The sequence below is a fragment of the Bacillus sp. Au-Bac7 genome (assembly GCF_021341655.1).
GTDB lineage: Bacteria > Bacillota > Bacilli > Bacillales > Cytobacillaceae > Niallia.
Map to the genome: position 1 here is coordinate 891,136 of NZ_JAJTTG010000001.1, position 19,652 is coordinate 910,787.

At 38.9% G+C, this 19,652-nt stretch carries 20 protein-coding genes; 7 read left to right on the plus strand and 13 right to left on the minus strand.

Features of this window, described 5'->3' with window-relative positions; genetic code table 11:
• Positions 1-25: 25 nt before the first annotated feature.
• From LXM54_RS04580 to LXM54_RS04600, 5 genes are all read right to left on the minus strand, one after another.
• Complete coding sequence (locus LXM54_RS04580) at positions 26-655, minus strand: DUF1796 family putative cysteine peptidase (RefSeq protein WP_233313904.1); 630 nt, start codon at positions 653-655, stop codon at positions 26-28.
• Positions 656-801: 146 nt separating this feature from the next.
• Entirely contained in the window at positions 802-1,713 is a 912-nt protein-coding gene (locus LXM54_RS04585; RefSeq protein WP_233313905.1) for an NAD-dependent epimerase/dehydratase family protein, read from the minus strand.
• 139 nt (positions 1,714-1,852) lie between these two features.
• On the minus strand, positions 1,853-3,028 hold the full coding sequence (locus tag LXM54_RS04590) for a hypothetical protein (RefSeq protein ID WP_233313906.1): 1,176 nt from the start codon (positions 3,026-3,028) through the stop codon (positions 1,853-1,855).
• Complete coding sequence (locus LXM54_RS04595) at positions 3,028-4,260, minus strand: glycosyltransferase family 4 protein (RefSeq protein WP_233313907.1); 1,233 nt, start codon at positions 4,258-4,260, stop codon at positions 3,028-3,030. Before LXM54_RS04595 ends, LXM54_RS04590 begins: the two co-directional genes overlap by 1 nt.
• A gap of 37 nt (positions 4,261-4,297) precedes the next feature.
• Positions 4,298-5,512: a glycosyltransferase family 4 protein gene (locus LXM54_RS04600; RefSeq protein ID WP_233313908.1), complete on the minus strand. Its 1,215-nt coding sequence runs from the start codon at positions 5,510-5,512 to the stop codon at positions 4,298-4,300.
• A 192-nt stretch (positions 5,513-5,704) separates the two neighbouring features.
• Between LXM54_RS04600 and LXM54_RS04605 the strand changes: the two genes are divergently transcribed.
• The 6 genes from LXM54_RS04605 (at position 5,705) to LXM54_RS04630 (ending at position 10,740) form a co-directional block, all read left to right on the plus strand.
• Positions 5,705-6,223 carry a hypothetical protein gene (locus LXM54_RS04605; RefSeq protein WP_233313909.1) on the plus strand — a complete coding sequence of 173 codons (519 nt, stop codon included), beginning with the start codon at positions 5,705-5,707 and terminating at the stop codon, positions 6,221-6,223.
• 42 nt (positions 6,224-6,265) lie between these two features.
• Positions 6,266-6,784, plus strand: a complete 519-nt coding sequence (locus tag LXM54_RS04610) for a hypothetical protein (RefSeq protein ID WP_233313910.1) — start codon at positions 6,266-6,268, stop codon at positions 6,782-6,784.
• 171 nt (positions 6,785-6,955) lie between these two features.
• Positions 6,956-8,047, plus strand: a complete 1,092-nt coding sequence (gene wecB, locus LXM54_RS04615) for a non-hydrolyzing UDP-N-acetylglucosamine 2-epimerase (RefSeq protein ID WP_233313911.1) — start codon at positions 6,956-6,958, stop codon at positions 8,045-8,047.
• Positions 8,040-9,026: a polysaccharide biosynthesis protein gene (locus LXM54_RS04620; RefSeq protein ID WP_233313912.1), complete on the plus strand. Its 987-nt coding sequence runs from the start codon at positions 8,040-8,042 to the stop codon at positions 9,024-9,026. The genes wecB and LXM54_RS04620 overlap by 8 nt, the downstream gene beginning before the upstream one ends.
• Positions 9,027-9,857, plus strand: a complete 831-nt coding sequence (locus LXM54_RS04625) for a dTDP-4-dehydrorhamnose reductase family protein (RefSeq protein WP_233313913.1) — start codon at positions 9,027-9,029, stop codon at positions 9,855-9,857. It abuts the gene before it with no gap.
• Positions 9,850-10,740 (plus strand): NAD-dependent epimerase/dehydratase family protein, encoded by an 891-nt coding sequence (locus tag LXM54_RS04630; protein ID WP_233313914.1) that lies wholly within the window; start codon positions 9,850-9,852, stop codon positions 10,738-10,740. The genes LXM54_RS04625 and LXM54_RS04630 overlap by 8 nt, the downstream gene beginning before the upstream one ends.
• A gap of 56 nt (positions 10,741-10,796) precedes the next feature.
• On the opposite strand, the gene LXM54_RS04635 is transcribed toward LXM54_RS04630, so the two are convergent.
• Positions 10,797-11,879 (minus strand): glycosyltransferase family 4 protein, encoded by a 1,083-nt coding sequence (locus LXM54_RS04635; RefSeq protein WP_233313915.1) that lies wholly within the window; start codon positions 11,877-11,879, stop codon positions 10,797-10,799.
• A 231-nt stretch (positions 11,880-12,110) separates the two neighbouring features.
• Here LXM54_RS04635 and LXM54_RS04640 point away from each other — a divergent pair, with 231 nt between their 5' ends.
• Positions 12,111-12,833: a glycosyltransferase gene (locus LXM54_RS04640; protein ID WP_233313916.1), complete on the plus strand. Its 723-nt coding sequence runs from the start codon at positions 12,111-12,113 to the stop codon at positions 12,831-12,833.
• Positions 12,834-12,944: 111 nt separating this feature from the next.
• Here LXM54_RS04640 and LXM54_RS04645 read toward each other — a convergent pair whose 3' ends face one another.
• The 7 genes from LXM54_RS04645 to gltD all read right to left on the minus strand — a co-directional run bounded on the left by LXM54_RS04645 (position 12,945) and on the right by gltD (position 19,649).
• Positions 12,945-13,379 (minus strand): peptidylprolyl isomerase, encoded by a 435-nt coding sequence (locus LXM54_RS04645; protein WP_233313917.1) that lies wholly within the window; start codon positions 13,377-13,379, stop codon positions 12,945-12,947.
• A gap of 117 nt (positions 13,380-13,496) precedes the next feature.
• The gene (locus LXM54_RS04650; RefSeq protein WP_233313918.1) at positions 13,497-14,156 is read right to left on the minus strand and encodes a peptidylprolyl isomerase; all 660 of its coding nucleotides are present in this window, start codon (positions 14,154-14,156) and stop codon (positions 13,497-13,499) included.
• Between the two features lie 79 nt (positions 14,157-14,235).
• Entirely contained in the window at positions 14,236-14,442 is a 207-nt protein-coding gene (locus LXM54_RS04655) for a hypothetical protein (protein WP_233313919.1), read from the minus strand.
• 84 nt (positions 14,443-14,526) lie between these two features.
• On the minus strand, positions 14,527-16,761 hold the full coding sequence (locus LXM54_RS04660; RefSeq protein ID WP_233313920.1) for a DEAD/DEAH box helicase: 2,235 nt from the start codon (positions 16,759-16,761) through the stop codon (positions 14,527-14,529).
• Between the two features lie 75 nt (positions 16,762-16,836).
• Positions 16,837-17,301, minus strand: coding sequence for a hypothetical protein (locus LXM54_RS04665; RefSeq protein ID WP_233313921.1), 465 nt, complete (start codon positions 17,299-17,301; stop codon positions 16,837-16,839).
• A gap of 97 nt (positions 17,302-17,398) precedes the next feature.
• The gene (locus LXM54_RS04670) at positions 17,399-17,938 is read right to left on the minus strand and encodes an HD domain-containing protein (protein WP_233313922.1); all 540 of its coding nucleotides are present in this window, start codon (positions 17,936-17,938) and stop codon (positions 17,399-17,401) included.
• Positions 17,939-18,158: 220 nt separating this feature from the next.
• Positions 18,159-19,649 carry a glutamate synthase small subunit gene (gltD, locus tag LXM54_RS04675; RefSeq protein WP_233313923.1) on the minus strand — a complete coding sequence of 497 codons (1,491 nt, stop codon included), beginning with the start codon at positions 19,647-19,649 and terminating at the stop codon, positions 18,159-18,161.
• Positions 19,650-19,652 lie beyond the last annotated feature (3 nt).

Below are 19,652 nucleotides of genomic sequence, written 5' to 3' on the forward strand. Positions count from 1 at the left end.
CTCTAAGTCTCCTTTATACATGCCTTCATTTCGGACGAATAGAAATTCCATCGAAAATTTGTTGCCAGTGATGATTATTTCCATCCCATATATCTTCATTTGGCAGCCATATAGAACAAACATTATCAATATTGCATTCTTGCACAATAAGATCAGAAACTGGATAGTGATTAACGACTAATAGTGTAAAGTCACCTTTGACAACCTCACGAAGTGCGGATTGGAGTTCAATAATTTCTTCAATGGATGCTACTGACCGAATGAATAAGATACGTTTATCAGTCTGTACACTCTGAATGAATCTGGTGATTCTTCTGTAGTACTTCTCCTTAACAAACGGCAAATCCATCAGATTATCAATCGTATTCCTGTCTGTTTTAAAATCATGGTTAAAGCTGATGATATTATCAATATCATATACAAGCAAATCGGAGTCTGAAGCATATCCGGTAGTGACTAGGTTCTCTTCTGCAAGAAAACCGGTAAAATAAGTGCGAATCAGCTTGGCTACATTGTGCACATACCTTATCCCTACCCAATCTAGCGGACCGGCAAATGGCCTGAGATGAAACTGTCTCATTTTCATGGCTGGCAGGCAGTTTTCACCTAAACTATAAATAGCATCATATTCACCTTTAATTTCATGAAGCTTCATGTACATACTCCTTTTAATAACACTAGTGTGCCATTATCAAAATGAAAACTCATAGAGGCAAACAGGTGATGGAAGAGGGGGCTAGCAGCATACGACTATAAACTGAATTTTACAAGGAAAAGGAAACACAATATGGAGAATGGTTATTAATTATTATAATAATGATAGGTTTTTTGTAAGCCTTCACTTATGCTGTACTCCGGTTTCCATCCAAGCTGTTCACAGCATTTTTCATTTAAAAGACAGCTGTGTTTAATATCACCTGTCCGGCTGGTAACATGAATGGTTTCTAGACTGTCTGGATGAAGTTCTAATAGAATCTCAGCAAGTTGATTAATGCTTGTTGGCTTATTTGTACTTACATGAAAAATATCATTGCTGCCGCTTGTCATTGCTGCGATGTTTGCTTTCACAACATCCTCAACAAATACGAAATCTCGTGTCTGTTTTCCATCTCCATGGATTTTTAAACAGCTTCCTTCTTTAATCCTGTCCATAAAAACGGCAATAACACCGCCTTCTCCTTTGGCAGTTTGTCTTGGACCGTATACATTTCCATAGCGCAGGATGGTGAAATCCAGTCCATATAATACTTGGTAAAGTTGAATATACTGTTCAGCAGATAATTTAGATAATCCATAATAGGAAATTGGTGATGTACGATCGTGTTCTTCAATCGTTTCTTTTTGAAGATTGCCATACACTGCAGATGTAGAGGAAAAAATAATTTTTTTCACATTTGCTTTCCGGCATCCTTCCAATATATTAATAGTGCCGTTGATATTGATATCTGCATCTTCACATGGATTGTTAATCGATCTTGTAACATCTGCCTGTGCTGCTAGATGGAATACGAATGCAGGTTTTTCGGCTTCGATTATTGCTTGCGCCCTTTCACTGCGGATATCCACTTCATGCAATACCACATTGGGATGTTCAGGGAAATAATGGCCTGACGAATAATTATCCAGTATATGAACTTCATATCCCTCTTTTAATAAATAATCTGTTAAATGAGAGCCGATAAAACCTGCTCCACCAGTAACTGCTACTTTCATCCTTCTGCTCCTCTACTCATTTTTAATAGCTTATGATATTCGAGTGTTCCGTGTATATGGCGGGTGACCATACTGAGCCAAAAATGGACATCTCCTTATAAGAAAAAAGCGAATGGCGACAAACCATCCGCTAAAAAACTCATAATTTTTCTGATGGTATCTTGTTGATTGCCGTTGTGTCAGGGATTCTATAATTAATTGGTAATGCCGAAGTTATTTCATCTACATAACGTCTATCCACGAAGGCTTTTTTTGTATGTCCCCTTTTTTCAAACAAATCATCATAGTTGTCACTAGACATCTCATCAAATATTTTTATCATGCGGAAGTTAGGAAGGTGATAATCAGCTGGTAAAGCTGCTACGATTTTATCAAATATTGTCCGGTCCACAAAGAACGGCTTTGCTCCCGGCTTTTTAACAAAAAGAGATTTATAGACGTCACTTGACATCTTAGAGAAAACCTCTAATGTTCCGATATTAGGAAGAAGATAGTCTTGAGGTAGCACTTCACCAAGTCGGTCCATAATATGATTATCAATAAATAACGGCTTTGCTGCGGTATTAGCAGGGGAGTTCCTAATAAATAAATGTTGATACGCATCTGCCTTCATCGGCTGAAAAACAGATATCGATTTTTCGTTTGGCATGTTGTAATCCGAAGGAAGAACAGAATTGATTTTTTCCCACACTCTTTGCCGTTCTTCCTGCCTTTTCTGCTCCTCTAGCTTTTTCTGCGCTTCGAGTCTTTGCTGTGTCTCGAGTTTTTGCTGCTCTTCAAGCTTTTTCTGCGCTTCGAGTCTTTGCTGTGTCTCGAGCTTTTGTTGTGTTTCCAGCTTCCGCTGTGCCTCAAGCTTCTGCTGTGTTTCGAGCATATGCTGTTTCTCAAGCTTTTGTTGTGTATCCAGCTTCTGCTGTGCCTCAAGCCTTTGTTGTGTTTCGAGCTTCTGCTGTGTTTCAAGCCTTTGTTGAGTTTCGAGCTTCTGCTGGTTCTTACGACTTTGTTGTGCCTCTAATCTTTGTTGTGTTTCAAGTCTTTGTTGCTCTACTACTCTCTGGTACTGTTCTAATCTTTTTTGCTGTTCTAATTTTCGTTGCTTTTCCTGCTCTCGCTGCTGTTCGAACCATTTTTGATAATTCTGCCACTGTTGATGTTGACGCCATTGCAGCGGTCTTTTTGTTTTTTTAGCCTTCTTTTCATCTGTATGATTATTTGTGTTTTCTTCTTTATTAAGATCATTCGTCTTGTCCACATCTTCCTTTTTTACAGAAAAGGGGAGAATTTTATGGATGTTCTGTTTCCAAGGAAACTTCATTACCTTCCTTCCTCCCTCCCTTTTGCTAACGCAAGCTCATACACTTCCAGAATACTTTTAGCTCCTTTAGATAATGACCAATGCTCTAGTCCCCATACTCTTGCATTATTTCCAATAATGGATTGAAATTCAGGCGTACTTAACAGCAGCTGCAACAAACCGTATAATGCATCTACATCTTCAGCCGGATAGATCAAACCTGTCACCCCGTCCTCAACCATTTCAGGAAGTCCTCCTGCATCACTTACAATGGCAGGCTTTCCGGCAATTTGTGCTTCTACCAGTGACAGTGGCTGATTTTCCAATAGACTAGGAAATACATAAATATCGGACTGGGAAACTAGATACGGGACATCACTCCGATTCCCAAAGAAAAATACATCATCCTCCAATCCTAGTTCTATTACTTGTTTTTCCAATTCCTTCTGTTTATCGCCTTCCCCAATAATCCAACAAACCCAATCGTCTCTGTCTTCCTTAAGCTTACCTAAGGCAGCAATTAAATGATGTACACCTTTCATTTCAATAAGGCGCCCTGTATAGGTAATAATTGTTTTATCTTCAGGAAGTAACAGTGATTCATTTACCTTTTGTGTTTCCAAAAGGAATGTATCAGTGTCAAAACCATAGTGCAGCACCTTTATTTGCTCTTCTGGCACTTGGAACTCCTCTGTTAGAATTTTTTTCATCCAGTTGTTTGCTACAATTGTATACGCCGCAGCAGTAGCACCAACCTTTTCCATTTCATCATAATAGGCTCGAGCCATATAACCGGTAGATGATTTATGCATTCCTTTCAGCTGGTGTCTAATTTCATGCGCCACTGAACCATGGAGTGTCGCAACTAACACGGTTCCCTCTGGCAACACTCTTGCAAGGCTTGCAGTTGCAATGACATCCTGTGTGTGGATGACATCGTATTCTGCAAGTCCAAGATAAGCCGCTGAAAGTTCAAAAACATAGCGCTGAAATTCAGTGTATTTCACTAGTGCATTAGCATGGATCTCTGGATATGCTTCTTCTGTCAGCTTCGCTTCGAGCAATGGCATGATTTTTTCTTTCTCAATGGAGATATCTTTATTGTAGATATATACAACACTTGTATCTTCATTAAACCCGAGCAGGTCTACTTCATGCCCGAGTTTTTCTAATTCTCTTTTTTGTTGTTCCATATAATGCCAGACTCCTCCGACATGGGGAATGGGCCAATAGGTTGCAAATAGTATTTTCATATTTTTCGATTCTCCTTTACTGTAATATTTCTAAGTCTTAAGGGGTGGTTGCTTGGCGATAAATCGCCATAATATTCTCCACTCCAGTTTCTAAGGACCAATGCTTTAGTCCCCATTGCTTGGCGTTAGCTCCAAGAAACGTTTGGTATTGCTTATTTACTAAAAGCATATAAAGACTGTTCCGAAGCTCTTCGACATTCCCTTTTGGAACAATCAATCCTGTTAACCCATGTGTAATCATTTCAGGGAGTCCCCCTGCATCGCTCACAATACATGCTTTGCCGACAATCTGTGCTTCAATAACAGATAATGGCTGGTTTTCGATCATGCTTGGCAAAACATAGACATCTGCCCTAGATAGAAACTGCGGGATGTCTTCTCGTTTTCCAAAGAATACAATCATATCTCCCAAACCAGCTTCTGCAGCTTGAAGCTTAAGTTCATTCAGCTTTTCACCTTCTCCTACAATCCAGCATACCCAATTCGATAAAGAACCTCTGAGCTGTTTTAATGCTTCAATTAATACGTGCACACCTTTCAATGCAACTAGTCTTCCAGTAAAAAGAATTACTTGTTTCCCAATTGGTTTTGTTATGCTCCTATCCTGCGGATCGATTCTGTTCAAAAAAGCTTCTATATCAAATCCATAATGGAGGACAGTCATTTGCTCTGCTGGTACATGAAATTCATTGATGAGAATATCCTTAAGCCAATTGTTTGCAACAATTGTTACATCAGCAGAAGTTGCTCCTAAATACTCCAATTCATCGAAATACGTACAGCCTATTTGGGAAGTTGCTGTAACATGTTCATATAGAAGATGATCTTTCATTTCGTGTGCAACTGAACCATGCAAGGTTGCAATTAACTTAGGTCCATTCAACTGCAGCTTCCCAAAGCTAGTTGTTGAAAACACATCCTGTGTATGAATGATATCGTACTTAAGCAAATCGAGACTGGAAATGGCAATTTCATATCCAATCCGGTGTTTTTCACAATAAGTGACAACTGGATCTGCCATATACGGTTTATGCTGGATGCTTGCTAAACGGCTGTTTATTTCTACTTGTAAATCATCATTAAAAATCTTTTTTTCTTCTGATACAAAATATGTGTACTTATGCAATTCTCCGTATCCTAATAAATCTACTTCATGACCTAATACCTCAAGTCGTTTTTTTAATTGGTTCATATAATTCCATACTCCTCCGACATGTGGAACGATCCAGTATGTCGCAAGCAGGATTTTCATATATACAGCCCCTTTCCGCTTTGTCTCTTTATTCATATTTAAATAAATAAAACTAGTATAGGCTGTTGCCTGTAAAACGGGTGGACTTTCTAAAAAAATCCATATTTTACCCATAATATTTGTCCAAGCTTCTTAGTATTTTGCACATAAGCTATTTTGTAACTTCCGAGAAATTGAAAGGAGGTGAAATAAATGCCTGTTGCATTACAAGCCTTTACAAATCCAACAAACACTGTCCGAATTGCAGACTCTGCTACAGCACCTGGTCCTGTTGTTACTGTAGGCCCACAAACTCCGTTAATTGATGGAAACAGCTCCTACATTTGGTCTCCAGTCAGTGTTTCTGGCCAAACAGTAACATTCCGCAGTGTCTTTTCATTAGGTGCTCCAGCGTTGGGTCTAGCTTTGCCATTAACAGTATTTTATGCATATGCTGGAAATCAAACTGTGTCTGTTACAGGAACATTACAGGTACTGGATGTATTAGGAATCATTGTTCTTACAGTTCCTTTATTCTCAGGTGATACGAATTTAGGAAATCCGTTAAACGTAAGCACAATTGCAGCTGATACTCTATTGGCGGCTAGTATACTAGGCGGCACGATAAACATTACCATTGATGCTGTTGTGACTGCACCTATCACGACTCCTTACGAACCAGTCAACACTGGCCGTTATCTAGGAGAAATCACTGTTCAAACAATTGTCTAAACCTAAAAACTAACTGATAGATTAAAACTAGGAGGTGAAAAAATGCCAATCGTTTTACAAAGTTATACTACTCCGGCCAATACAACTATTGTCGCAAATACTGCTGGCGGAACATTTCCACAAATACCAGTTGTGGTAACACCGTCTGCCACTGCCCCATTCATTGACGGGAGCAATGCTTATATTTGGGCCCCTAATAGTGCAACGAACCAAACAGTAACCTTCGTGAGCAGATTCACTTTTCCGTTAGGTCTTTTAAATGTTGCTTTGCCAGTCAGTGTCAACTATGCCTTTTCTGGAACGGAAACAGTCATCGTTAGCGGAATATTAGAAGTCGTCAACCTATTAGGCATTGTTATTGCGACAATACCGGTATTTACGAATGTTGTGAATGCAGGTGGACCTTTAAGTGTAGAAATCGCATCCGGCGATGCCCTTCTTGCATTGCAGCTTCTCGGCACTAACGCAGTTTTGACTATTACTTCAACAGTAACATCAGGCGCAGCAGGCACTGGAAATTATTTAGGACAGGTTACGGTTAACGAAGTAATTGCACTTTAACTTAAAATAACTGTTTATGCTTCCCACTTTATTAGCGGGGAGTTTTTTTGTTACTTAAGAGCATTTATTAACATAATTTTCTATTAAAAAAGGTTTGCTGCCTAGAACATGCGGTACGGACATGCATATGTTATAGAGATTCTTCATTAAAGGCTTTACGAGAGGTGAGAAATGAAAGTATTGACAATATTGGGGACAAGGCCAGAGATTATACGTCTTAGTTTGATAATTGGCAAACTCGATCAATTGGCAGATAAACATATCCTTGTGCATACAGGACAAAACTTCACTTCGTCATTAAGTGAAATATTTTTTCAGGAAATGGGAATAAGAAAGCCAGATTATGTGCTTAGTGAAAAGCATCAGTCGTTGGGAGAACAGCTTGCCGTCATATTCAAAGAATTAGAATTGATATTAAATAGAGAAAAGCCGGATAAAGTGTTGGTACTTGGTGATACAAACAGTGGTTTAAGCTCCATTTTAGCAGAAAGAATGGGCATTCCAGTCTATCATATGGAAGCTGGAAACCGATGCTTTGATTTGGAAGTTCCAGAAGAAAAAAATAGAAAGCTAATTGACAGTGTCTCTAGCTTTAATCTCCCATACACACCACAAAGCAAGCAGAATCTTATGCAGGAAGGATTCCCATCGAGCAGAATACTTGTGACTGGAAATCCCATTTACGAGGTACTGCTTCATTATGGCGAACAAATTGATTCTAGTCGGATATTAGAAAAACTTTCCCTTAAAGAACAAGATTATTTCCTTGTTACCACACATAGAGCAGAAAATGTCGATTATAAAGATCGGTTAAAGGAAATCATTACTGGCATCAATTCGATAGCAAAATTGTATAAAAAAAGGATTATTTGCAGCATACATCCCCGCACGAGAGCTCGTATAGAACAAAACAAAGAGCTGAAGATTGATCCTTTAATTGAATTTTATGAGCCATTTGGATTTTTTGATTTTGTGAAGCTAGAACAAAACGCCCTATGTGTGCTTACTGACAGTGGAACTGTCCAGGAGGAATGCTGCTTATTCCATGTTCCGACTGTAACAATCCGCAAGACTACAGAACGGATGGAAACAATTGAATGCGGAAGTAATATCCTGTCCGGGCTGAATGGCAAACACATCACAAGCTGTGTGCAGGCAATGGTTAATCAATCAAGAAAATGGTCTTTTCCTGAAGGCTATGATCATGTGAATGTATCAGATAAAATAGTAAAAATTGTATTGGGAGGAATGAAAGTTGTTTGAAAATAAAAAGATTTTAATTACTGGTGGAACTGGTTCATGGGGACATGAGCTGGTGAAGCAGCTGCTCAATGAAAATCCAGAGGAAATTCGCATTTTTTCCAGAAATGAATCTGTGCAATTCATGATGAAACAAGAGTTTGACAATCATCCTAAGCTGCATTTTATTATTGGTGACATTAAAGAAAAAGAAACCTTGATGGATGCATGCCAAAATATCGATTATTTATTCCATTTAGCAGCCTTAAAGCACGTGCCAATTTGTGAACACCAGCCTCTTGAAGCATTAAAAACAAACGTCATTGGCACCCAGAATGTCATAGATGCTGCGATTGCACAAAATGTCCACAAGGTCGTCTATATTTCAACAGACAAAGCCTCTGATCCGTCTAATTTCTATGGTTTATCAAAAGCGATGGGAGAAAAATTAATCATTCATGCGAACACACTTAATACAGATACGAAATTCGTCTGCATTCGCGGTGGTAATGTTCTCGGAACAAACGGAAGTGTTATCCATGTCTTCAAAAAGCAAATTCGTGATAAGCAAACGGTCGGCATCACAGATTTAAAAATGACAAGATTCTTTTTGACCGTACAAGAGGCAATCAAACTAGTATTTAAAGCAACATTTGAAAGCTTTGGCGGCGAGATTTTTGTCATGAAAATGCCTGCATGCCGAATTATAGACTTAGCTGATGTAATAGTCGAACTTTCACAAGTAGAAAATGTAAAAACCGAAATACTCGGAATCCGCCCAGGTGAGAAAATTCATGAGCTGCTGCTGTCCAAATATGAGTGTACTACAACATGCATTTATGATGAGGAATATTATGTTATCTTGCCATCCATTCATATTGATGGGTTAAAAGAACATTATGAAAATTGCTCTCCTGTTGACCTGGATGAGTATAATTCTGGCATCGGCTTAATCAGCAAAGAGGAAATCAAGGAGATGCTATCGAAAGGCGGTCTTATCTAAATGAAGCTCTTAGTCCTTGGTGGCAAAGGGATGGCAGGACATGTAATGGTAGCTTATTTCAGAAAAAATCCGAAATTTAAAGTCTATTACACATCAAGGGATAAGCAGGATAAAGATAGTATTTATCTGGACGTGACCGATCTGATTTCTTTGGAGAAAATCATTGAATCTATAAAACCAGATATAATCATTAACTGTATCGGCATCTTAAACGAAGATGCCGAGAAAAATCCTTTTATTGCCATGCAAGTAAACAGCTTTTTACCGCATCAGCTCGTCAAACTAGCGAAAAGAAACGGCGGAAAATTGATTCATATTAGTACAGATTGTGTGTTTTCCGGCGATGAAGGAGATTATACAGAGGACAGTATTCCAGATGGTACTACCCAATATTCCAAAACAAAGCAATACGGGGAAATTAAAGATGATGAAAACCTGACTATTCGAACTTCGATAATTGGCCCTGAACAAAAAGAACACGGAATTGGCCTCTTCTTGTGGTTTATGAAGCAGACTGGTGAAATTAATGGATATGAGCACGTATATTGGAATGGTGTAACAACCATAGAGCTGGCGAAAGCAACTGAAAAGATGATTGAAAATAATGTAACAGGTCTTTATCATTTATGTGTAAAAGAAAAAATTTCAAAGTACGAATTGCTAAAGCTGTTCCAAACAGTGTTTGACAAAAAGGATGTGAAAATCCTTCCTGATAAGGAAAATAAACTTGACAGGACAATCGTAAATACGAGGACAGATTATGTCTACACTCCCCCCTCATACTTGGATATGCTAAAGGAAATGAAAACTTGGATGAAAGCAAATGAATAAAACAATCTTAATTACCGGTGCTAGCGGCTTTACAGGAATCCACGCTTGCAGATTTTTTGCAGAAAAAGGCTACCATGTTTATGGAGCAGCTAAAAATCCAAATTCCCTCATTCCTGGCATTAAACAGCTCCTACTATGTGATTTAGCTAACGAACAGGATGTGGATAAATTAATTGAAACATGCAAGCCGGATTACTTGCTGCATCTTGCAGGACAAAATCATGTCGGAGACTCCTGGGATAATCCTGTTAAAACACTGGAAATAAATGCGCTATCAACAGCCTATTTGCTTCAGGCAGCAGCTAATCACAGGCCAGACTGTAAAATTCTAATTGTCGGTTCAGCCTTGCAGACCAATCCACAGGATATATCCGCTATCCCGCACCCTTACAGTTTAAGCAAAACAATCCAAACAATGATTGCTCTATCTTGGGCTAATCTGTATGATATGGACATTAGAGTCGCAAAACCAACAAACTTGATTGGCCCTGGTAATTCTAACGGCGTTTGTGCAATTTTTATTAAAAATATTCTCGAGGCTTTAAAAGATGGAAGAACACCAGTTATCAAGGTTCAAAATATAAATGCAACAAGGGATTTTATCGACGTTCGCGATGTTGTGTCTGCATATGAATATATCTTGCTTAAAGGAAGCAAAAACGAAGTGTATGATATTACAACAGGTGTTAGCCAGTCGTTAGGAAATGTTTTAGCGCATCTGGAACAATTAACAGGAAGAACTATTGATATAAAATCAGCTTGTTCTGATGCTTCCGATACTGCTCCTGTGATATACCCTGTTAAACTGAAAGGGTTAGGCTGGCAGCAGGAAAGGTCACTGACATCTTCTTTAGTTGATATGATCAATTATTATCAAGGATAAAAAATGAGTCGTGCATGAAATGCGCGACTCTCTTTAGTAGTTACCAGTTGATTTCTCTAGTTCTGTGGTTTTACACCAAAATCACTCATCATGGAAACAAAGTTCTGGCAGTACTGTTCTGGACTGAATTCACGTCTCAAATGCAAGTAAGCACTTGTTCGGATATGTTCCCTCAAGGGTACGGAGAACATCAACTCCTTCGCTTCCTTACACGCGGCTTCAATATCTCCTAGCGGATAATACTTTCCAGTTACATTATGGATAATAGAACTTCTCACCCCATCAGAGTCTGTTGTAAGTACAGGACATTTGCAGCTGAATGCTTCGAGCACAGAATAAGGTGCACCTTCCACTTTAGATGTAGAGCATAGAAAACCGCCCGAATCTCCAATCACCGAATAATAATCTGCCATTTGTTCATTCGGGATATTCGGCAATACTGTCAAATGTTCAGCTAGCTGGAGCTGTTCCACTAAAAGTTGAAAGGCTGCTCTCTCCTCTTGTGTCGATAATGTAGGATCCTCAAACATATAAAGCTGAATACCATTATTAACACCATTTAAGAGCTGTTTTCCTATCTGCAGAAACTCTCTCCAGTTTTTATTGTCCTCCAATCGTCCAATCCAAGCTACAATCGGTTTCTCCGATTTTGGCAGGCGCTTATACGCGAATTTTTTGCTGTCGAAACAATTATTAAATTGGTAGGTTGGTAGGGACGGAAATAATTCACTGAAAATTTGAGAAATATGGGGTGTCTTAGGATTGAGTAACCCAACTTTTGGTGTTGTCACATATGGTACTGCGTTCGTCATTTCGGTTTTGGCCACATGCTTTGGTCCATACCCTTGTATTTCCAAAATAATAGGGCCAGTGTATCCGAAATTCCGAAAGCGCGGAATCGATTTATAGTCTGAAATGATTACCATCCATTGATAATTGCCTTTATCTAAAATTGCTTTAATTTCTGTATCATCATCTGTGATAAATGTTGGTCCTTCATGGTCATTAACTAAATCTCTTGCTTTGCGGAAATATAGGAAATGGCTGTTAATACCAGCCTGTTTAAGGGCAGCTGAACGTTGGCGATTTAATGTTTCCACCCCGCCGCTCGGCACATAATAGACAAATAGAATATTCATTGTTGTTTTCCAGCATCCCTTCATATCATTATTTTTTAACATGCTTCTAATAGGATATGGAAAAGTGCTCCAATTTGACCTCTTTTTTGTCTTTTAAGGAGAAAAAACTTTGATGAATGATGTAATTCAGTCAAGCACATACCTATACAGCAAGCAGGAGATATACATATATTACTATTACTGAAAAGAATTTCTACACAAACAGAGGAATAAAAAGAAGGAGGAAGTAAGTTGTATCCGAAAATATCAATCATCATCCCTTTTTATAATTGCGCTTATGTAGATCAAGCCATCAGGAGTGCCTTGAATCAAACCTATCCGAATGTAGAAATAGTTCTAGTTGACGATGGCTCCGTTAAATACAGAGAAAAAATTATGCCATATAGGTCACGAATAAAGTATATTCGAAAAGAAAATGGTGGTACTGCAACAGCTTTGAACAGGGGCATTGCAGAAGCGACCGGTGAGTATATAGCATGGCTTAGCTCAGATGATCTTTTCAAGCCCGAAAAACTTAAGCGGCAAATGGAATTTATGTTGGAAAGAGGATTAGACGCAAGCTTTACAAACTATGATATTATCGACAGTAACAATAATGTACGAATCCCATCTAATGGTGCCAACTATTCAACTATGAAGGCAGTATATGAAGGTTATTTATACTCTAACCCAATAAACGGATGTACCATTTTAATCAAAAAAACCATTTTTGAAAAATATGGAGACTTTAACCCTGCAATGGTATATACACATGATTATGAAATGTGGTTTCGTTTACTGTCTAAAGGGGTGCATATTGTTTACTTGGAAGAGTCATTGACACAGTTCCGCTCCCATTCTGAATCTGGTACAACTAAATACCAACAGCAGATGCTTGCAGAAATGCAGGTCATTGAGGCAATGTACAGACCGCTTATAGTTCAGTATATTGTTGATCATTATTTACTTCTTTAAGTAATAAAAAAGTGATTTTTTGGATGCGTAAAATCTATAATTACAGTTAGAATAGGACAAACCCCTATCGATCCTTTTGTTCGATAGGGGTTTGTCTAAGTATTGCTATAATTATTCTCCGATTACAACTTTCTCCATAACATCGCCGTTTCTCATTGCTTTAACAGCAGAGATTCCAGATGTTACTTTACCGAATACTGTATGTACTCCGTTTAAATGCGGTTGAGGATCATGTACGATAAAGAATTGGCTACCGCCAGTGTCTTTACCAGCATGAGCCATTGATAATGAGCCTTCTTGGTGTGTATGAGGATTGCCTTGTGTTTCACATTTGATTGTGTAACCAGGACCGCCTGTACCGTTGCCGTTAGGGTCTCCACCTTGGCTTACGAAGCCTGGGATAACGCGATGGAAAGTCAATCCATCATAAAAGCCTTCTTTAGCAAGTTTTGTGAAGTTTTCTACTGTTCCTGGTGCTTCGTTCGGATAAAGTTCGAATTCGATCTTTTCACCGTTTTGCATTAGTATGTATCCATTTTCTGCCATTATTTACATCTCCTTTAATCTTTGTCCCTATTTTGTTGGGACAAATGTTTCAACTTATCATACCATACATTCTATCAAGAAATAAAATGTATTGCTTGTCCATAAAAAAAGCTAGTGCTATTCTACCTTTTGCGGCTCTGGAAAATTAACGCCCTTCGTATCCACACTTACTTTCTTCATGATAACATCTTCCTTCGGTTTATCATTAGCATCTCTGTCAACGGCAACGATTTTGTCGACTACTTCCATGCCGCTAATGACTTTACCAAATGCTGCATATTGGCCATCCAAGCTTTCTGTCGTTTTAGTCATAATGAAAAACTGAGAGCCTGCTGAATCTGGATCGCCTGATCTTGCCATGCTGATTACGCCTCGTTCATGCTTCAGATCATTGTCAAATCCATTGTCTGAGAACTCCCCATTTATCGCATAGCCAGGACCACCTGTGCCATTCCCCGCCGGATCTCCGCCTTGGATCATGAAGTCAGGAATAACTCGATGAAATGTTAATCCATCATAGTAACCCTTTTCTACAAGTGTAACAAAGTTGTTGACAGTATTCGGCGCTTTTTTCGGATATAATTCGATTTCAATCTTTGAATCATCTTCCATGGTAATGGTCACAATTGGATTTACCTCAATAGTTGGAGAATTAGATGTAGAGCTTTTTGAATCCTCCGCTTCATTTGTACTGCCGCATGCTGCAAGTCCCATCGTTAGCAACAACAAACATGCAAGCAATAATCTGTTTTGTCGGAATTTCTTCTTCTGTTCCATATTACACCCCCTATATACTTGACGAATTAATTGTACATAAAGAGATAAAAATAAACAAATCTAAATCAGTCAAATGTACTTACAGTTCAATATAGATACGGTAAACTCCATCAATAAATTGTTCATCATACACATAAAATCCATTATCTTCAAGCTTAGCAAGGATTTGCTCTTGTGCTTCCTTGTCAGTGACAGTAATATACCCTTCACTATCGTATGTTTCGAGTGCTTTATTTACAGCATCTTCTGTTGTGAGCACTTGCCCAACCGTTTCTTTTAAAGTCATTTAGCAATCCCTCCAGAAAAATTTACAAACTACTATTAAATGATACCCTGTTTCCTTTAAGGCTGTAAACAACCATCGTAAATTTTACGACAGCTGTTTAAGCAAATAGGCGGCAAGCTGTTTCGATTCTATTCTGACTGCTATGGAAGGTGGCTTTGCTCCTGGCACGAGCTGCAGTGGATGACCAATCCATACGATGTGTTCATCTACAATGACAAACGGAAAGGGTGCGTCATATTCCATACTATCGACACGTTTATTTTTAAAACTCTTTACTGGACCATATACTTTGCATATTGTGTTTGCAGCAATTGCTTCTAAAAGCTGCAGCCAGTCTTGTGGAACTTGAACTATATCCGGCATTGCAGCAACAACGGTTTTTCCATTCTTCATATCTTCCCATATATCTTTCGTGTTTTTTGCATGCTGCCATTTAAGATACGGGTGGCTGGAATTAATCCATGTGCCGATTTTCTGCTGTTCAACTAGTAAATTCTCACTCCATTGATGCTCCACAAGCTTTCTTACAGCCTTATCTCTGCCTACTCTTCTTTTGATGAAATCACAGTTAGCAATATGAATAAACTTACCCTTAGACCTCGTAATTGCCACGTTCAATAATCTGTCACTGTCTTTTCCAAGCAGCAGCATTCCCGGCCGCTCATGAGGGTACCCTTCTGTGCTGTCAAATATAATCATATCCTTTTCACTGCCTTGGAAACGATGGACTGTCGCTATCTGAATACTGCTATCAGCAAGCTGCTTAGGGAACAGTTCAGCGGTAACAGCGTCCATCAGTTCACTTTGAGCTCTATATGGCGTCACATAGCCAATGCTTCTTATTCCGCTTTTCCATGCTTCTACAATCAGCTGTAAGGAGAGCAGCATATGCATGAGATTAATACGTGATTTTGTGCCTTTTTCAAAGCCGCCATAATAGCCAAAATTACTTGTATCCAAGAGGATATTGGCTTCTTTCGGAAAAGGACCTTTTTCTGTGATCGCTTTTCGCGATGATGAAACGGTTGGATGATCGGAAACAAGTGAGTGATAAATATGCTTATTAGTAAAAGACGATATGCTTGGATGCATCCTTCTCTGTTCATTCAGTAACAGCAAATGCTGATGAAGGGACCCGGATGCTACACTGTCGGCAACGCCTGACGCATGGAAAATATCCTCTTTCAGCCATTTATTCACTGCTTCGCTTCTGCTTGCTGCAATCGGAGGCAATTGTTTAAAGTCGCCGCAAACGATCAATCGCTTTCCAAGTGAAGCTGCAAAGGCTGTTTGCGGCACATAGGCCATACTTGCTTCATCAAGGAGAATAAGATCATATTCATCCTCATAAATAGCTGGGTCTGTCGCAGCTTTAGCAAGTGTAGTGCCAACTACCATCGCCTTTTTAATAAACTGCAATTCTTTTTTTCGTATTTTTTCTAATACTCTTGCAATCTGTTCCTCCATTTTAAGTAGAGCTTGTGAATCTCTGCTACTGAAGGATCTCGCTAAATCTCTTTTTAATTTAATCTTTTCATCTAACAATTCTTGTTTTTGAACAGCTAAAGCTTTGTCCTTCTCGTCAAGAAGTGCACTTGTTGTTATTTTTTCATCGTGCAAATCCATTTCTGCTGCATTGCCTCCATACCGGAGAATATCGCCAATTTTAAATCTTTTTTTGCTTTGTGCTGTTTTCGTTATTTCCTTCATGAGCACATCTACTGCTTGGTTGCTTTGAGACAGGAGAAGAATCCTTTTTCCCTTCCAATATTTTTGGAGGGCAACTCTTGCTAATGTATATGTTTTACCTGTTCCCGGCGGTCCCCATACAAAGGTGATGGGATTATACTTGCTTCTCAAGGAAAGATCATGAACATGGTTTTTAATCATATCCTGGGGATGCTTCGCAGGCATGGAAGGATTCATCAGCCTTTTAATTCGCATTCTTTTCGTCTTATTTTCCTTAATCGCATCAAACCGGATCATCAGCTGCTCCAAAAGCTCCCAAGGATCGTGGCTGACAAAAGCTTCTGACACATAATCGCCGATTGATTTGTCAATCTGGAGGATTAAGCTTTTACCATCTGAAGACAGAATGCGGCCGTTAATCTTGGCTTTCCCCCAAGTAAGGACAACCGATGAACCGATAGGTATTTTAACGAAAGAAATGCTTTCAAAATAATAAGTATAGTTCTCCTCTGTTTGAAGATGTTGGCCATTAAATAACGCTATTTTCGTACTGGAGAACCTTTTTAAATGATTTATTTCCTGCTGAAGAGCAAGCTGCCATTCTTTTATATATCTAGAGGTGCTTATCATTGTATTCCCTTCTAACTTCTTAATGATTTTTTTATTATAGCACCAAATTGTCATCATGAATGAAAAAAGGAAGACTCAAAGGTCTTCCTTGTATATCCTCTGCTGCCAAACATAATAACCATATATGATAAACGAAAGTCCGTACATGATTAAAAAATACTGCCATGGAGCAATCCCTTTATATTCAGCAATATGAAGCTTACTTAAGCCTGGCAGCACTGCAAATGCCATTAATGTATCCATGATGATGTTCGTAATCGTAAAAATAATAAAGCGGCTGCTTGTGAAATAAAATATCCAAAACGTTCCTACCGGAAATAGCCCATATGCGAAGCTAACATCAATCATATATCCCCATGGAACAATATATGTATGAATAATCCACCATTTATAATGAAACGCTATTTGAAAAATGATTGTCATTAAAAAAACCGTTAAAATTATTACAGGTATATACTTTTTAATGCGCTTCTTATTAGCAAACAGCAAGGAAAACCACGGGAGAAGCAAACTTATATAAAGTATCATTTTAGCTGTCATGATAATACTCCTATTCGTTAATTTCCCTTTATTATTTTTCCGCTCTTTGCAATTATGCAATAATGCAAAAAAACGGAAGGAAAAGGGGCATAATTGCCTACTTTCCTTCCGTTTTATCTTCGTCTTGGGTGATATATTTATCAATTTTTTCGTCTAGTCTTTCCAAGCTCTCTATTGCTCTTTTAATACTTATCGTCCGGTAATGGTGATGCCCGCCTGGCTCCTCATCCTTTTCGTCTGCTGCTTTAACAATTTCCTGCAGCGGTGTTAGGATGACATTTCCTCCAGGAATGAAACTGTCTGTATGAAACAAAACAGCTAATGCAATTTCTTTTGCTTTAACCGGATTTTCACCGAGTCTGATAAGGAGTTTATGTGCTCTTTCTGCCCCTTTAATAGGATGAATATCATTTTTTTTATACAGCTGATAATCCCATTTACCGTCCTTATACCACGTATAATGTCCCATATCATGAAGAAATCCTGCTTTAGCGGCATTATCCACATCTATATTTCTTTCTTTAGCCAACTCAAAAGCATGATAAGCTACGGCCAGAGCATGAGCTAATCCTGATCGCGTAATATACTTCTGCGCAATATGGTGTTTAAAAATATCTGTCAGTCTTACATCTCTCATCTCCGACACTCCCCTTGAATTGTTGCAGGCAATGTCCAAAAAACTTAAATATTAATTGCTCTATTACGAGGACAGCCCTTGATTTTTACCCATTATATACTATTAGATGAAAAAAGATAATAAAAAGGGTAAACACATTTTCATTTTTTTACCCATTTTATGTATGATTTATTCTTCTTCCATAAAAAAAACTGGCATCCTTTAGGATACCAGAAAATAATTATGCATTAACGGTTGGCAAACAAGTTACACCCATCAAATATTGATCTACTTTATACGCAACTTCTCGGCCTTCATTTATTGCCCATACAATTAAGCTTTGGCCTCTTCTTGCATCACCTGCTGCAAAAACGCCATCTACATTTGTTTCAAATTCGCCATATTTAGCGGCAATTTTGTTATTGCGTGTATCAACACCAAACTGAGAAAGAACAGATTGTTCTGGACCTTCAAATCCAATTGCAATAAACACTAGCTGAGCAGGCCAAACCTTTTCTGAGCCAGGAATCTCTTTAAATAAAAATCTGCCGTCCTCTTGTCTGATTTTCTCCATTTGCACTGTATGAAGCTCCTTCAGGTTCCCCTCTTCGTCATGCACCATTTTCGTTGTTTGGATGCTGTACTCACGAGGATCTTTACCAAATTGCTTTTGTGCTTCTTCATACGCATAATCAAGTGTGAAAACATGAGGGAAAGCAGGCCACATATTATCAGTAGCACGAGCTAATCCTAGCTGTGGGTGTTTTCCGAACTGAACAACTGTTTTGCATTTTTGACGAAGTGCTGTTGCAACACAGTCTGCCCCAGTATCACCGCCGCCGATCACGATAACATCCTTGCCCTCTGCATCAATGCTCGGTTTACCTAGACTTGGATCAAGCAGGCTCTTCGTTGATTGTGTCAAATAATCCATTGCAAAATGAACGCCATTTGCTTCTCTGCCTTCGATATTTAAATCTCTTTGCTTTTGCGCTCCAGTACAAAGGATAACTGCATCAAACTGAGCTTTTAGCTCTTCAGCCGTAATGTCTTTACCGATTTCCGTATTTGTGACAAAATCAATTCCTTCCTGTGTCAGGAGGTTAACTCTTCTTTCAACATCCTTTTTCTCCAGCTTCATGTTAGGGATACCGTACATCAACAGCCCGCCAGGACGATCAGAGCGCTCAAATACAGTGACAGAGTGCCCCGCCTGGTTAAGCTGATCAGCGCTGGCAAGGCCAGCAGGACCGCTACCGACAATCGCTACTTTCTTGCCTGTACGGTGTGATGGTATTCTTGGTGAAATCCAGCCGTTTTCAAACCCTTTATCGATAATAGTTTTCTCAATATTCTTAATCGCTACAGCTGGATCGGAAATGCCAAGGACACAAGACCCTTCACAAGGGGCAGGACATGCTGCTCCTGTAAATTCAGGGAAGTTGTTTGTTTTCAGCAATCTTTCAAGTGCATCCTTCCATCTTCCTTTATAAACTAAATCATTCCATTCAGGAATCAAGTTATGAATCGGGCAACCGGAGGTGCTTCCTCCGATTTCCATCCCGATATGGCAAAATGGTGTGGCGCAATCCATACATCGTGCACCTTGTCTGCTTAGCACCTCGTCAGAGAAAGGAGCAGAATACTTCTTAAAATCGTTAATGCGGGAGAGGGGAGACCTTTCTTCCGCTTCCTCTCTTTTATATTCCATGAAACCCGTCGCTTTGCCCAATTG